Source organism: Pseudoalteromonas sp. C12FD-1, assembly GCF_037414265.1.
In the GTDB taxonomy this organism is placed as follows: domain Bacteria; phylum Pseudomonadota; class Gammaproteobacteria; order Enterobacterales; family Alteromonadaceae; genus Pseudoalteromonas.
This window is the reverse complement of sequence record NZ_JBBEVD010000044.1, coordinates 32,740-48,231: the sequence shown is the minus strand read 5'-3', so window position 1 is coordinate 48,231 and position 15,492 is coordinate 32,740. Positions and strand designations below refer to the sequence as shown.

The 15,492-nt window shown below is 40.5% G+C and carries 13 protein-coding genes; 11 read left to right on the top strand and 2 right to left on the bottom strand.

The genetic code is table 11. The features are described from left to right. Positions 1-83: 83 nt before the first annotated feature. The 6 genes from rpsA to WDB87_RS04495 all read left to right on the top strand — a co-directional run bounded on the left by rpsA (position 84) and on the right by WDB87_RS04495 (position 4,763). Positions 84-1,751: a 30S ribosomal protein S1 gene (gene rpsA / locus WDB87_RS04520; RefSeq protein ID WP_004587871.1), complete on the top strand. Its 1,668-nt coding sequence runs from the start codon at positions 84-86 to the stop codon at positions 1,749-1,751. 65 nt (positions 1,752-1,816) lie between these two features. Beyond that, complete coding sequence (gene ihfB / locus WDB87_RS04515; protein WP_004587872.1) at positions 1,817-2,104, top strand: integration host factor subunit beta; 288 nt, start codon at positions 1,817-1,819, stop codon at positions 2,102-2,104. Between the two features lie 21 nt (positions 2,105-2,125). Continuing rightward, on the top strand, positions 2,126-2,407 hold the full coding sequence (locus tag WDB87_RS04510; RefSeq protein WP_004587873.1) for a lipopolysaccharide assembly protein LapA domain-containing protein: 282 nt from the start codon (positions 2,126-2,128) through the stop codon (positions 2,405-2,407). 2 nt (positions 2,408-2,409) lie between these two features. After that, on the top strand, positions 2,410-3,546 hold the full coding sequence (lapB, locus tag WDB87_RS04505; RefSeq protein ID WP_337849199.1) for a lipopolysaccharide assembly protein LapB: 1,137 nt from the start codon (positions 2,410-2,412) through the stop codon (positions 3,544-3,546). A gap of 46 nt (positions 3,547-3,592) precedes the next feature. After that, on the top strand, positions 3,593-4,297 hold the full coding sequence (gene pyrF / locus WDB87_RS04500; protein WP_286247440.1) for an orotidine-5'-phosphate decarboxylase: 705 nt from the start codon (positions 3,593-3,595) through the stop codon (positions 4,295-4,297). A 91-nt stretch (positions 4,298-4,388) separates the two neighbouring features. Then, entirely contained in the window at positions 4,389-4,763 is a 375-nt protein-coding gene (locus tag WDB87_RS04495) for a hypothetical protein (protein ID WP_286247442.1), read from the top strand. Between the two features lie 249 nt (positions 4,764-5,012). Here WDB87_RS04495 and WDB87_RS04490 read toward each other — a convergent pair whose 3' ends face one another. Next, on the bottom strand, positions 5,013-5,843 hold the full coding sequence (locus WDB87_RS04490) for a CvfB family protein (RefSeq protein WP_337849198.1): 831 nt from the start codon (positions 5,841-5,843) through the stop codon (positions 5,013-5,015). A gap of 2 nt (positions 5,844-5,845) precedes the next feature. After that, positions 5,846-7,171 (bottom strand): DEAD/DEAH box helicase, encoded by a 1,326-nt coding sequence (locus tag WDB87_RS04485; protein ID WP_286247446.1) that lies wholly within the window; start codon positions 7,169-7,171, stop codon positions 5,846-5,848. Between the two features lie 198 nt (positions 7,172-7,369). Between WDB87_RS04485 and trhO the strand changes: the two genes are divergently transcribed. From trhO to WDB87_RS04460, 5 genes are all read left to right on the top strand, one after another. Continuing rightward, the gene (trhO, locus tag WDB87_RS04480; protein WP_337849197.1) at positions 7,370-8,377 is read left to right on the top strand and encodes an oxygen-dependent tRNA uridine(34) hydroxylase TrhO; all 1,008 of its coding nucleotides are present in this window, start codon (positions 7,370-7,372) and stop codon (positions 8,375-8,377) included. Positions 8,378-8,629: 252 nt separating this feature from the next. After that, positions 8,630-9,646, top strand: coding sequence for an efflux RND transporter periplasmic adaptor subunit (locus WDB87_RS04475; RefSeq protein WP_337849196.1), 1,017 nt, complete (start codon positions 8,630-8,632; stop codon positions 9,644-9,646). Positions 9,647-9,648: 2 nt separating this feature from the next. After that, entirely contained in the window at positions 9,649-12,726 is a 3,078-nt protein-coding gene (locus WDB87_RS04470) for an efflux RND transporter permease subunit (RefSeq protein WP_337849195.1), read from the top strand. 137 nt (positions 12,727-12,863) lie between these two features. Next, entirely contained in the window at positions 12,864-14,759 is a 1,896-nt protein-coding gene (locus WDB87_RS04465; protein ID WP_337849194.1) for a DUF294 nucleotidyltransferase-like domain-containing protein, read from the top strand. A 3-nt stretch (positions 14,760-14,762) separates the two neighbouring features. Next, on the top strand, positions 14,763-15,467 hold the full coding sequence (locus WDB87_RS04460; RefSeq protein WP_337849193.1) for a 3'-5' exonuclease: 705 nt from the start codon (positions 14,763-14,765) through the stop codon (positions 15,465-15,467). Positions 15,468-15,492: the final 25 nt, after the last annotated feature.

The window sequence follows — 15,492 nt, the reverse complement described above, 5'->3', positions numbered from 1 at the left end:
CACCAGCAGGACGCCAGTGCTATTTTAACAACCCCATGCAGCATGGTTGCTTATTGGTATTAATATATGAGACGTATATTCGTATGTCAGAAAATTTTGCGCAGTTATTTGAAGAAAGCTTAAAGGGTTTTGAAGCAGAGCAAGGCTCTATTGTTAAAGGTACAGTAATCTCTATCGAGAATAACATTGTACTTGTAGATGCTGGTCTTAAATCAGAAAGTGCTATCCCTGCAGAGCAGTTCAAAAATGCTGCTGGTGAACTAGAAGTTGCTGTAGGCGACGAAGTAGATGTTGCACTAGATGCAATCGAAGACGGTTTCGGTGAAACTATCCTTTCTCGCGAGAAAGCGAAGCGTCACGAAGCGTGGATCCGTCTTGAGAAAGCATGTGAAGAGCAAGAAACTGTTACTGGTGTTATCAACGGTAAAGTTAAAGGCGGTTTCACAGTTGAAGTTGATTCAATCCGTGCTTTCCTACCTGGTTCACTTGTTGATGTTCGTCCAGTACGTGACACAACTCACCTTGAAGGCAAAGAGCTTGAATTTAAAGTAATCAAGCTTGATCAAAAACGTAACAACGTTGTTGTTTCACGTCGTGCAGTTATCGAATCTGAAAACTCACAAGAACGTGAAGAGCTTCTTGCTAACCTTGTTGAAGGTCAAGAAGTTAAAGGTATCGTTAAGAACCTTACTGACTACGGTGCATTCGTTGACCTTGGTGGTGTTGATGGTCTACTACACATCACTGACATGGCGTGGAAGCGTGTTAAGCACCCTTCAGAAATCGTTAATGTTGGCGACGAAATCGCAGTTAAAGTTCTTAAATTCGACAAAGATAAAACTCGTGTATCTCTAGGCCTTAAACAGCTTGGCGAAGATCCATGGGCAGCTATCGCTGGTCGTTACCCAGAAGGTTCTAAGCTTTCTGGTCGTGTAACTAACCTTACTGATTACGGTTGCTTCGTAGAAATCGAAGAAGGCGTTGAAGGTCTAGTTCACGTTTCTGAAATGGATTGGACTAACAAGAACATCCACCCTTCAAAAGTTGTTTCACTAGGTGACACTGTTGAAGTTATGGTTCTTGAAATCGATGAAGAGCGTCGTCGTATTTCTCTTGGTCTTAAGCAATGTATTGCTAATCCTTGGCAGGAATTTGCTCGTCTACAAAACAAAGGCGACCAAGTTACTGGTAAGATCAAATCAATCACTGACTTCGGTATCTTTATCGGTCTTGACGGTGGTATTGATGGTCTTGTACACCTTTCAGACATTTCTTGGAACACGCCTGGCGAAGAAGCTGTACGTGAATTCAAGAAAGGCGACGAAATCACTGCTATCGTATTGCAAGTTGACCCAGAGCGTGAACGTATCTCTCTAGGTGTTAAGCAAATCGAAGCTGACCCTTTCAATAACTACCTTGATGCAAACAAAAAAGGTGCTATTGTTAAAGGTAAAGTGACTGAAGTTGATGCGAAAGGCGCAACTGTAGAGCTTATCGAAGGCGTTGAAGGTTACATCCGTGTAGCTGATATCGCTCAAGAGCGCGTTGAAGATGCAACGACTGTTGCTTCTGTAGGCGACGAAATCGAAGCTAAATACGTTGGCGTTGATCGTAAGAACCGCACTTTAAGCTTATCTGTTAAAGCTCTTTTCGAAGCAGAAGAGAAAGAAGTACTAGAGAAGCTTAAGAAAGAAGAGCCAGTGTTTGAAAACGCAATGGCAGCTGCTTTCGCAAATGCACAAAAAGACTAATTACTAATTAGTTTTTAATTGGAAGGGCAGTTTTGCCCTTCCACTATTCTCTTTAAGGAAACGCTATGACTAAGTCAGAACTGATAGAAACACTTGCCGAACAGCACGCACACGTTCCAGTGAAAGATGTTGAAAATGCAGTAAAAGAAATTCTTGAACAAATGGCCGGCTCATTATCTACTTCAGATCGTATTGAGATCAGAGGTTTTGGTAGTTTCTCTTTGCATTACCGCGCTCCTCGCACAGGTCGTAACCCTAAGACTGGCGATACAGTAGAGCTTGATGGTAAGCATGTACCTCATTTTAAACCAGGCAAAGAATTACGCGACCGCGTAAACGAGAGTATTGCCTAGTTAACCAGTTGGAGTAGTTACTTGTTTAAGGTATTAAAAATTATTCTGGTTGTACTATGCCTATTTTGCGCATTTTTATTGGGTTCTCAAAATCCACAATTAGTACAAATAAATTACATTATTGCCAGTAATACCTTGCCACTCGCTGTAATAATAAGTATCTGCTTTATACTGGGTGTAATAATAGGGTGTTTTATTAGCTTTAAATTGTTCTCTAAATTAAAGTGGCAAAATTACCGCTTAAAAAAACAATTAGCGCCAGAAAAAAATAATAGTAAGCTTATTGCTAATAAAGACACCTAATCATGATTGAGCTTTTGTTTTTACTACTGCCTGTTGCTGCCGGTTATGGCTGGATTATGGGCAAAAATAGTGCAAAAAACCAAGCTCATCAACTCAACCGTCAAATCACTTCTGAATACAGTAAAGGCTTAAAGTTTTTACTAGACAGAGAAGAAGATCAGGGCTTAGAGCACCTAATCAACTTATTAGAGGTTGCTGCTGACTCTGTCGACCACTACTCAACCCTTGCTACCATGTTTCGCCGAAGAGGTGAGCTTGACCGCGCAATAAAAATCCATGAACTCCTTTTAAAACATCCAAGTTTAAATGAACAACAAGCTGCCGCTAGCCGCCTAGAATTAGCCGAAGATTATATTATGGCCGGCTTATTAGATGGTGCAGAAGAGCATTTAGTGTGGCTTGTTAAAGCGGGGCATGAACAAGCGCTTGACCCAATTATTACTTTATACTCGCAAACCCGAGAGTGGGAAAAGGGCATTAATATGTTCGAAGCCCATAGTGAGTTATTTGTTAAAGAACAGCATTTTAAAGCAATTGCTAATTTTTACAGCGAAGCTGCCCTAAGTGAAAATAAACCGCAATTAATGAGCAAAGCCATTAGTTTAAATTACAAAGCGGTTCGCCCTTTATACGAATTAGGGTTATCGGCTTACACAAGCGAAGACTACGTAAAAGCAATTTACTATTGGCGTGAATTAGTTTGCCAATTTACGTTGTTTGCACCTTTATTTATTGACCAGCTTGCACATAGTTATAAGCAGTTAAATTTAACACATCAATTTCATGATTTATTATGTGACTTGCTCGACAAAGGTGGGGTACTAATAAAAATAAAACATTGCCAAGCATTGTTAGAGCAGGGAAATACTAAACAGGCATTTGAGTTTTTAACTGACAGCTTAAAACGCCAGCCAACAATTAGAGGTTTTAGCTTTTTACTACAGCTAATGGGTGATAAAAACCCAAATATCAAAGAAGTACTTGATGAAATTGACAAGCTAGTTACATCGTATATAGCTACAAAACCAGACTTTCAATGCCAACATTGTGGTTTTACAAGCCACACAATTTATTGGAACTGCCCATCTTGTAAACATTGGGAAACCATTGTGCCAAGTAGAGGCCTAGACGGATTTTAATAACCCCCAACTATTTATAACTTTACTGCCATTCATTAGGATAGTTATGTCTTTAGAAGATACAAAAAAAGTTCTTATTGCCCTAGATTACGACTCACAAGAGGCGGCTCTTAATTTTGTAAAAAAACTCTCACCAGATACGTGTCGTTTAAAAGTAGGCAAAGAAATGTTTACTTATTTCGGCCCTGCATTCGTTAAACAGTTAATTGATTTAGGCTTTGATGTATTTTTAGATTTAAAATTTCATGATATTCCTAACACAGTGGCAAAAGCGGTCACCGCAGCGGCTAATATGGGCGTTTGGATGGTAAACGTTCATGCATCTGGTGGTTTTGAAATGATGAATAAGGCAAAGCTTGCACTTGAAAAGTTTGGTGATAAAGCCCCTTTATTAATTGCAGTGACAGTGCTAACCAGCATGGATGAAGCTGAGCTAAAGCGTTTAGGTGTTGAAAAATCAGCGCAAGAACAAGTTATTCATTTAGCTAAATTAACAAAAGAAGCTGGGCTTGATGGCGTAGTATGTTCTGCCCAAGAAGCGAAAGCACTAAAAGCGCAATTAGGTAGCGAGTTTAAGCTAGTTACTCCTGGCATTCGTCCTGCTGGTAGTGATGTGGGCGACCAAAAGCGAATTATGACACCAAAGCAAGCTATTGAAGCCGGAAGCGATTACTTAGTGATTGGTAGACCAATAACACAATCGTCAGATCCAGTACAAACTTTAATCGATGTTAATAAAACTTTGGTTTAAGTTAACAAAAAGCAATTATTTAGTGCTAAACCCCTTTTATGAATACATTTTTATGCTACATTAGTACTAAGAATGCAGTAAGGGGTTTATTTTGAAGTTAATTTTTGGATCTATTTTAATTGTTGTTGCAGGTTTTTCAGTAAATAAATATGTTTTTTCTAGTAAAGCATATGATGGAGTAGCGACAATTACCGACCTAGTCGCAAATTATCCTGTGGATTTATTTGAATTTAAGCAAACCATGCATGGCTACGCGCATCACTTATGCTATAAAAATGAAGAGCGATTAACGCGCCAAAACGTAACTACGTCAGATTGCATTTCAAATCATGACGACAAACAAATTGAATGTGAAAATAAAGTATTTAGGTTGGCGCCACTAAGCTTAGAAACTAAAGCTGAGATACTAGATTATTCTAAGCAGTATACAGAATGTACGTTACCGTATAAGCGTATTATGGGTTAATGCCTATTAGCGATCCCCTAATTATTTTAAGCGGAGGAAGCTTAGTTTTAGCTTCGTTTAATAAATTTCACTTACTACGAGGTGAAGGTAAAGAGTAGGGCAAAATAAGTGCCGTTATTAATAATAGCTAACTAACGTTTTTATTCATCAAACGTTCTATCATCCTTTAACGATTATTTAATTAAACTATTTAGAAACGTTTTTAACCGTAAGCGCCAACATAATGTTAGCGCTTATAAAAGTGTACGACTATTTTAAGCGGATAGATTTGGCTTCTATGTCAATCAAGCCTTGCTTAAATAAACCACCAATGGCTTTTTTATAGTTAGCTTTACTGGTTGAAAATACTTTTTTGATAAGTTCAGGATCAGATTTATCACCAATAGCTAGTATGCCGCCTTCGTTTTTAAGCTTTTCCATTATTTTATCGCCAAGCTCACTTACTTTACCCATGCCTGGTTTTTCAAGAATAACGTCGATTTTTCCGTCTTCTCGTACTTTTTGAATAAAGCCTTTAAGCTTTTGCCCTACAAATAAGTTTTTAAATACCATATTGTAAAAAACAACACCAAAGTGAGACTCTTCAATAAGCACTTTGTAGCCAATATCTGTTTTACCAGCAACAATTAAATCAACTTCTTGTAGGTGTGTGTACTCAGGCTCATCTTTTGATAAAAAGCGGTTAAAGTTGCTTGATGCACAAATACGTTGGCTTGCATTATCTAAATACAAGCGAACTAAATAAGAATGACCTTCTTGCATACGTGGTTTTTGCTCATTAAATGGAGCTAAAACATCTTTTTCTAGACCCCAATCTAAAAAAGCACCTATGCTATTTATTTCTTTAACACGAAGCAGTGCATATTCACCTACTTGAGCATGGGGTTTTTTTACTGTTGCTGTTGGTAAATTGGCGTTATCTAAAAAGATAAAAACGCTTATGCTATCGCCAGCTTCAAGTTCATCTTTAATTTCGTGCTTTGGTAAAAACACTTCCCCTAAATCGTGACCATCAAGGTAAGCACCTTCATTGCTCACTTCTTTTACAAATAAGGTTTGTGTTGTTCCTAGGTAACTCATAATTATTCCTGCTCAGGCTTTTTTTTACGGCGCATTGGAGAATTGCCATCAATATTCATCGGGGCTTTTATAGGTGCAGCTGGTTTTTTAGGTTTAGCTTTACGTTTAACTTGCGGCTTTTTGACCTGTGCAACTTTTTTAGTTTTTACAACGGTTGTTGCAGGCTTTTTCTCTTTTATACCTTTAAATTTAGCTTTAAGGCCATCAACGCTTGCAAAAACCAGTTCGTCGTTCAAAAACGACTTAATTGCTAAGTAACTGGTCCAGTCTTTAGGACCTACTAGCGATAATGCATTACCTTTAAATCCGGCGCGGCCTGTACGACCAATACGGTGTACATATTCTTCAGCGTGTTTTGGTAAATCAAAGTTGATAACGTGCGTTACACTTAATAAGTCCAGTCCACGTGAAGCAACGTCAGTGGTGATTAAAATTTTAAAATTTTCGCGGCTAAACGAGTCCATAATATCAAGACGTTTGCTCTGTGTTAAATCGCCAGCTAAAGCCACCGATTTAAAACCTTTTGTATTTAATGCTTCGCTTAAACGGCTTGTATCGGCACGGGTCGCTGTAAAAATAATACACTGGCCAACATCATCTTGTTTTAAAAAATGCTCAAGTAATGCTTCTTTATGATCAAGGTGATCGGCTAAATAGAGTGTTTGTTTAATATCACTGTGTTGCTCGTTTGCGGCGCTCAGTGTAATTTGCTTTGGTTTTTTTAATAAATTACGCGATAGAGCATCGACTTGAGCATGATCTAGTGTCGCTGAAAAAAGTAATGTTTGGCGCAAGCGATGATTAGCTTGCTCGTTAATCATTTTTAGCTGTTCAGTAAAACCTAAGTCTAATATACGATCGGCTTCATCAAAAATTAATAGCTCTAGTCCGCTTAATTGTAATGAGCGTTTAGTGATGTGATCGGCCAAACGCCCTGGGGTTGCCACAACAAAGTGCGGGTCGTTACGAAGGGCTTTAATTTGATCGTTAAAGTTCTCGCCACCGAGTATTTTTACAGCTTTAATGTTTGTGCCTGCAATTAATAAACGCAATTGAGTAAATACTTGGGTTGCAAGCTCACGGGTTGGTGCAACGATGAGGACACGAGGATCGCGTTTACTGAGCGCTTTTTGTTTCATCACTCGCTGAACAGCAGGTAATAAAAACGCTAATGTTTTGCCCGACCCAGTTTTTGACTGAGCAAAAATGTCATGCCCTGCAAGTGCGGTAGGCACTGCATGTGCTTGAATATCTGTGGGCTGGGTGATCCCTTGATGTGCTAATTGTGTTTCAAGGCGAGTATCAATCCCAAGATCAGTAAAGTGCAAAGTCGTGTTCTCCAATGTGCAACTTAAATTAATGGCCGCATTATAGCTTACACATGGGTTGTGCCGACAGTAAAAACCATTCTAACGCGCTATTTTTTGCAATTAATTATAAAAAGCGTAAAATACGCGCCCCATATGCGCCGGATTTACGATTCGGTAAACGCCACTTAAGGCTATCAAAGCAAAATAGGAAGCAAAATGACTGCTGTTCATAAAAATGATGTAACAACCGAGCACTTTGTAGTGTGTGCAATGTACAAATTTGTAGGCTTGCCAAATTTTGAAGCACTGCGTAAACCCCTTTTAGAAGTGATGGAAGCAAACAAAGTACGCGGTACTTTATTGCTTGCTGCTGAAGGTATTAACGGTACTGTATCGGCTAAGCGCGAAGGAATAGACAACTTACTTGCGTGGTTAGATACACAAGAAAACCTAAAAGACATAGTAACTAAAGAATCATACGATGATGAATGCCCGTTTTACCGCACTAAAGTAAAACTAAAAAACGAAATTGTTACGATGGGCGTTGAAGGGGTTGACCCACTAAAAGTAGTGGGAAGCTATGTAAAACCCCAAGAGTGGAATGCATTAATATCAGACCCTGATGTGATTTTGATTGATACACGTAACGATTACGAAATTGAAATTGGCACTTTTCAAAATGCGGTCGATCCTAATACCAAAACTTTCCGTGAGTTCCCTCAGTGGGCAAAAGAAAATTTAGATCCAGAAAAACACAAAAAAGTAGCCATGTTTTGTACCGGCGGTATTCGCTGCGAAAAATCAACGGCTTATATGAAAGAGCAAGGGTTTGATGAAGTTTACCACCTTGAAGGCGGTATTTTAAAATACCTAGAAGAAGTGCCAAAAGAAGAAACAATGTGGGAAGGTGAGTGTTTTGTTTTTGATAATCGTGTAGCAGTAAATCATGATTTACAAAAAGGCTCTTACGATCAATGCCATGCCTGTCGTATGCCGATTACAGAAGACGAAAAGCAAAAGCCAGAATACATGGAAGGCGTTTCGTGTCATCACTGTATTGACAATGTAACCGATGAGCAGCGTGCTCGTTTTGCTGAGCGTCAAAAGCAAATAGAATTAGCACAAGCACGTGGTGAAGGGCATATTGGTAATGAAGCGCAAGCGGTTTTACAACAACGTAAAGAAGCTAAAAAAGCACAAAAAGAAGCGCAGCGCGGTAAATAATCTTTAACTCCATATTATCTACATAGCCCAGTTTATACTGGGCTTTTTTATTTAAATAGCCACTTTTTAGTTTAATCCTGCCTGTATTTGTATAAATGCTCAGCCTTTAGGCGCCTTTTTCAAAAATTAATTGGTATTACCAATTAATTTCATCTAATAGTTTTGCTAATTTGTCGTTCTATCCTACCTATTGATCAATCAGCTGTTAGACTTCGTAAGGTAATGGGAATAATAATTAATTAAGGTATTACTTTGAAATCGCAAAATGTTTTAATCGGTGTGCTCAGTTTGCTGCTGTTGTTCAGCCTTCCTGCAATGAGTGCGAACGTTGTTGTACAAAAAATTACTCTCGAAAGTGTAAAACAACAAGTGCAAGCGGTAGGAAATACAGAAGCAATTCATTCAGTTGTAATGTACCCCGCTGTAGGCGATAGAGTAACAGGTGTTTATTTTAAGCCAGGTGATAAAGTAAAAAAAGGCGATACTTTACTCGAACTTGATTCTCGTAGGCAAAAAGCCGTACTTGATGAGGCTAAGATTAAACTTGCCGATACCCAGCGAATATTAAAACGATTAGAACAAAGTCAGGCCAAAGGCGCAGTGCCTAAAAGTGATGTTGACGACGCTAAAACGGTTGTAGAGCTGGCCAAAGTCACCCTCATACAGGCTCAAACTGAACTTGAAGACAGAAAAGTAATTGCGCCGTTCAATGGCATTATGGGTTTAACAGATGTTGAGGTTGGCGATAGAATAACCGAGCAAACCCCTATTGCCACAATAGATGACACAACAAGTCTGTATATAAATTTTAACGCACCGGAGTCCGCTATCAGTATGCTGCGTAATAAAAGCAGCTTAACGGTATTTCCTTGGCAATCAGAAGTTGCCATTAAGGCTGATATTGCCTATTTAGACTCACGCGTAGACCCGCAAACTCGTACTTTACGTGTTAAAGCAAAGCTAAATAATGAGAAGCAACAATTTTTACCTGGTATGAGTTTTAGGGTTCATATTGAGGTGTTAGGGGAGCGTTTTGCAGCAGTTCCTGAAGCTGCATTACTGTGGGGAGCTACAGGCCCTTATGTATGGACCAGCGTCGATAAAAAAGCCACACGTGTTGATGTAAAAATAGAGCAGCGTTTGGCGGGGCGATTGTTAGTCTCTGGGCCGTTAAATAAAGGCGATATTCTAGTTGTTGAAGGGGTACAACGCTTACGTGCAGGCCAAGATCTAAGCTTTAATTTACTCGCTAAAGATACGCAGGAGTAGGTATGAAACAACAACCTATGATGCAAGATTTACCCTCAATGGCGATTCGCCGTCCAGTCCTTATTGTGGTGCTTAACTTATTAATTATTATTGCAGGTATTGCCGCTATTGCGGGTGTTGAAGTAAGAGAACTTCCTGATGTAGATAGGCCACGTATTACGGTTTCGGCCCCATTTCCTGGCGGCTCGCCTGAGACCGTTGACACTGAAGTAACCAGTAAATTAGAAGGCGCAGTAGCGCGTGTAAGTGGCGTTAAATCAATACGCGCACAAAGTGAAGAGGGAAATGCACGTATTGTGGTCGAATTTAGACCAGGTATAAACTTAGATGACGCCGCAAATGAAACGCGTGAGTCTGTGGCACGTGTAGAACGAGACCTTCCAGAGGAAGTGGAGCGGGTTTCTATTATTAAAGCCGACAACGACGCCGAAGCGGTGGTATCTCTTACTGTTTCGAGTGAAAGTTTATCGCTTGAAGCGCTTACCGAGCGCGTAAATGTTGACTTAGCGCCGCAATTTTTAACTATTCCGGGTGTTGCAGATGTACGCTTAAACGGTGATAGAGAAAGAGTATTAAGAGTACGAATTGACCCGTTAAAACTAAGTAGCTTTAATTTAACAGTGCCCGATGTAGCACAAGTACTTAGCCAAGCGCCGTTTGATGTGCCAGCAGGGAGTTTGAAGTCAAACGATCAGCAAATTATTGTACGTGCCGATGCAACCTCCATTACTCCAGAGCAAGTGGGCGATATTATAATACAAGGCGATACTCGAATTAGTGATATTGCGGCTGTGTATTTTGGCCCTGCCGATCCGCGCTCTATGGTAAGGCTAAATGGTAAGCCCGTTATTGGTATGGAAATCATTCGACAAGCACAATCAAATACAATTGAAATATCAGATGAAGTGCTCAAACTTATTACAAGTATGCAAACACGCTTTCCAGAAATAGAATTTACACTTACCTCCGATGACGCACAATTTATAAGAAGCTCAGTAGATGAAGTAATTTACTCTTTATTGCTTACAGTATTGTTAGTGGTTGTCACTTTGTGGGTATTTATTGGCTCTTGGCGCGCCACTTTAGTGCCTGCTTTTGCTATTCCTGTTGCCTTAATAGGGTCTTTAGCACTTATATGGGCACTGGGTTTTTCAATAAATATTTTAACCTTGTTGGCGCTTGTATTAGCCACAGGCTTAATTGTTGATGATGCCATAGTAGTAAGTGAAAATATTCAGCGCCAGCGGGGGCTAGGTTTAGGGCGTCGGGCAGCTGCTGTAATAGGCACGCGCGAGGTGTTTTTTGCTGTTGTAGCAACCACGGCTGTACTTGCCGCTGTATTTATACCCATTGCCTTTTTACCATCTACGGCGGGTCGCTTATTCAGAGAGTTTGGTGGAGTACTTGCCGGTGCGGTAATTATATCAAGCTTTGTGGCACTTTCATTAGTGCCTGCTCTTACCTCCAAATTAAAGTTAAAGCAGGGCGGTTTTCACCCATTTGCTAAACTAGGCCATTGGTTGGGTGGTATTTATACAAAAACAATTCATCAAGTGCTTAACCATGCATGGCTTACGTTTGCGCTCTGTTTATTGGTTGCAGCAGGCTCAGGTGCATTGTACGCCAGTTTAGATAACGAGCTTTTGCCCACAGAAGACCGAGGTAAAATTCGTATATTTGCACGAGGCCCAGATGGTGTAGGGCTTAACTTTATGGATAGGCAAGCAATAAAAATGGAAGATATTTTACTTCCGTTTGTAGATAGCGGCGAAATTGAGTCTATTTATACTGTGGTAGGCCAATGGGACCCTAATATTGTGTTTATTACTGTGCCACTAAAACACTGGGATGAAAGGCACTTTAGCCAACAAGAAATTATTAATAAGATACGTCAGCCACTTGGCGATATTCCAGGAGCACCGGCTTACCCGGGGGGTGCTAATAGTTTAAATTTACGTGGCCAAGGTGGAGGCGTTGAAATAGCGCTGCTTGGGCAAGATTATTTGCAAATATTTAAAGCGGCTCAGCAGTTTTCTGCGGCTCTTGAAAAGGCTGTTTCTGAGGTGGCACCTGTGCGTATCTCATATCAGCCTTCTCAACCACAACTTAGAGTAAATATAGACAGGCGCCGTGCACAAGAGCTCGGTGTATCGCTAAACGACATTGCTATTACCTTGCGCGCAGCAATAAATGGCGACGACGTAGAAGATTTAAACATTGGTGATCAGTCTGTGCCAATTATGTTGCAAGCGCAAAACCAAACAATAAACAGCCCAAGCGATCTGGCTAATTTATACATAAGGGCCGGTAATGGTAGTTTAGTTCCTTTAAGTAGTGTGGCTTATATTTCTGAAGAAGGCGTGGCAGCAGAGCTTGAGCGTCATGCCCAGCGCCGTTCTATAGAGTTAAGCATGGAGCTGCCAGAATCGTTAACCATTGCTGATTTAGTTGAGCAAATAAAAACGGTGTCTGAGCAGTCGTTAGAACCAGGTATTGCACTTGCGTTTAAAGGCGAAGCACTAACCTATGAAGAAACATCCAGCGAAGTACTTGTAACTTATGTTTTTGCTTTTTTAATTGTATTTTTAGTGTTGGCTGCCCAATTTGAAAATGTAAATAGTGCCATTGTGGTTATGATAACCGTTCCCTTTGGTATTACATCGGCCATATTAGCGCTTTATTTAACCGGCACATCGCTAAATATTTACTCTCAAATTGGTTTAGTCATGCTGATAGGCTTAATCGCTAAAAACGCAATTTTGCTTGTTGAGTTTGCAGATCAATTACGCGATCAAGGTTTAACAGTCAGAAAAGCGGTCGAGCAAGCTGCACTGGTACGTTTGCGCCCAATTACGATGACTCTTATATCGACTCTACTTGGTGCATTACCGTTAATTCTCTCTACAGGCGCAGGGGCTGAGGCCCGAAATGCCATTGGCTGGGTGGTGTTTGGCGGATTAGCACTTGCGGTGTTGTTTACGCTTTATCTTACTCCGGTAATTTACTTAGGTTTAGCACGCTTTACCACGCCAAGGGGGGATGAATCTAAGCAGCTCGCACAAGAGCTTGAAAAAATCTAACCTTAAAGCCATGCCCAGCAACGTTTTTAAATTAAACGTGTACTAGGCATGGTTATGGCTTGATTGGCATACCTTGTTTGTTAAGATAGCCACTTGAGCATATACATGCCTTTTTGTGTGGCCACAAGGAATCCCCAATGCAAGCCGAACAAGTTGAAATTGCGCAATTTTTAGCGCAGCACCCGCCATTTGATGACTTACCAACAAACGCTTTAAACGAGCTTGCGCAACAAGTTGAGGTAGCTTACTACCGCTCGCAAACTGATATTTTAACGTTAGGCCAAGACATTGCTGATTTATTTATAATTCGCAGTGGCTCTGTGGAAATTTATCGTCGTAACAACGAGCTTTATAACCGCTTAGATGTGGGCGGTATTTTTGGCCAAATGGGCTTGTTGATGAATCGTAAAGTGCGCTTTCCTGCAAAGGCATTAGAGGACACCCTAGTTTATTGCATTAACTTTGAACTATTTAACCGTTATTGTGATGAGTTTGACGGCTTTGCTGATTATTTTGAAGCCGATGGCAATGTACGCCTTCGCCAAGCGTTAGTTGAGCAAGCCGACAGCAACGATTTAACAACCGCCAAAGTTAAATCGCTCATTCACCGTGATGTGGTAACGCTAAGTACTCAAACCACCATACAAGATGTTGCAAAAGTAATGACAGAAGAAGCGGTATCTTCTGTGTTAGTTACCGATTTAGATAAACCAATAAGCGACGACCCAGAAGAAGATGATGGTCAAATAGTAGGTATTATTACCGACCGCGATATACGCACAAAAGTGGTAGCACAAGGCCTAGGGCTTGATGTTACTGCTGATAAAATTATGTCAACTAATCTTGTACTGCTTGATTCAAATGCCTATGTATTTGAGGCCGTGCTTGCCATGCTGCGCGACAATTTGCACCACTTACCTGTGGTACAAAAACGCAGGCCAATTGGGGTTATTTCATTATCCGATATTTTAAGGTACGAGTCGCAAAGTAGTTTACTCTTGGTGCGCGGTATTTTAGCGCAGCAAACCATTGAAGATTTAGCACATTATGCGCGCCAGCTGCCCAATGTATTTGTACGTATGGTAAACGAAGATGCTAATTCACATATGATTGGTACGGCAATTGCGGTAATAGGGCGTACTTTTAAACAGCGCTTGTTAGTACTGGCTGAAGAAAAATATGGCCCGCCGCCAGTACCTTATTGTTTTATCGCGTTAGGCTCTATGGCGCGAGATGAACAACTTATTGTAACAGATCAAGATAACGCGCTTATTTTGGATGACAATTACGATGATGAAAAACACAATGAGTACTTTCAAAATATTTCTGATTTTGTGTGTGATGGCTTAGCGCAATGTGGTTATACCTATTGTAGCGGCGAGATTATGGCCTCGTTTAAAAAATGGCGTAAAACACGCTCACAATGGTTTGATCAATTCTCACAGTGGATAGCCTTACCTAAACCACAAGCACTGCTTAACAGCTCAATATTTTTTGATTTAGATGGTGTGTGGGGTAAAACTAAATGGGCCGACGAGCTTAAAATTTTTATTGCTAAGCAAAGTAAACAAAACCGTGTGTTTTTAGCAAATATGGCCGCCAATGCCCGAAACCGTACACCGCCACTTGGTTTTTTTAAAGGCTTTGTGCTTGAGCATAACGGCCAACATAAGCGCTCAATGAACTTAAAACGTAGAGGCACTGCGCCGCTTTCTGATGTAATAAGAGTGCATGCTCTGGCGATAGGCTCTCGTAAGCAAAATTCGTTTGAACGCCTTGAAGATATTATTGAGTCGCGCTTGTTACCTGAGGGCAAAGCACAGGATTTACGTGACGCATTAGAATACATTGCCATGATGCGAATTCGTCATCAAGCATGGCAAATAGAGCAAGAAGAAGAGCCCGATAACGACATAGACCCGCATTTACTTTCGCCGTTTGAGCAACGCAATTTAAAAGAAGCGTTTGCGATACTCGAAAAAGCGCAAAGTTACTTAAAATTTAGTTATTCAGCTAATGTAGGTGTTAAGTAACGAATGGCTAAGCAAACGTATTTTGACTGGCAGGCTCATTATAAAACTCTTGCTAACAACGCTAAAAATGAGCATTTAAAAGCGTTTTACCAACACGCTTATGGTGAAACCCACGCGCCTTTAAAAGACATTTCGTTTGTGGCTCTTGATTTTGAGACAACCGGTCTAAATAGTGAGGTGGACGATATAGTTAGTATTGGCTTAGTCCCCTTTACAATGCAAAGGGTGTATTGCACACTTGCTAAGCATTGGGTAGTGCAGCCTCGTAAAAGCTTAAGTGAGGAGTCGATTGTTATTCATGGTATTACGCATTCAGAAGTGGATGATGCTCCTGATTTAACCTCTCGTCTAGGGCCGCTACTTAATGCACTTAGTGGAAAAGTTGTGGTGGTGCATTATGCAGCGATAGAGCGGCACTTTTTAAACAATGCATTACTTGCGCGAATTAACGAAGGGATCCAGTTTGCATTAGTCGACACCATGGAGCTTGAGCAACGAGCATTGCGTGCTCGCCAAGGCTTAATAGGACGTTTGTTTAATCAAAAGGTCGGTTCGCTTAGGTTAACTGATTGCCGCGCGCGGTATTCACTGCCGGCTTATCATAACCATAATGCGCTAACTGATGCTCTGGCAACGGCTGAGTTGCTTATAGCGCAAGTTCAGTATCATTATCGTGAAGATACACCACTGTTCGAGCTACTTGGTTAAATAAGCATACAAAGCTATAAAAAAT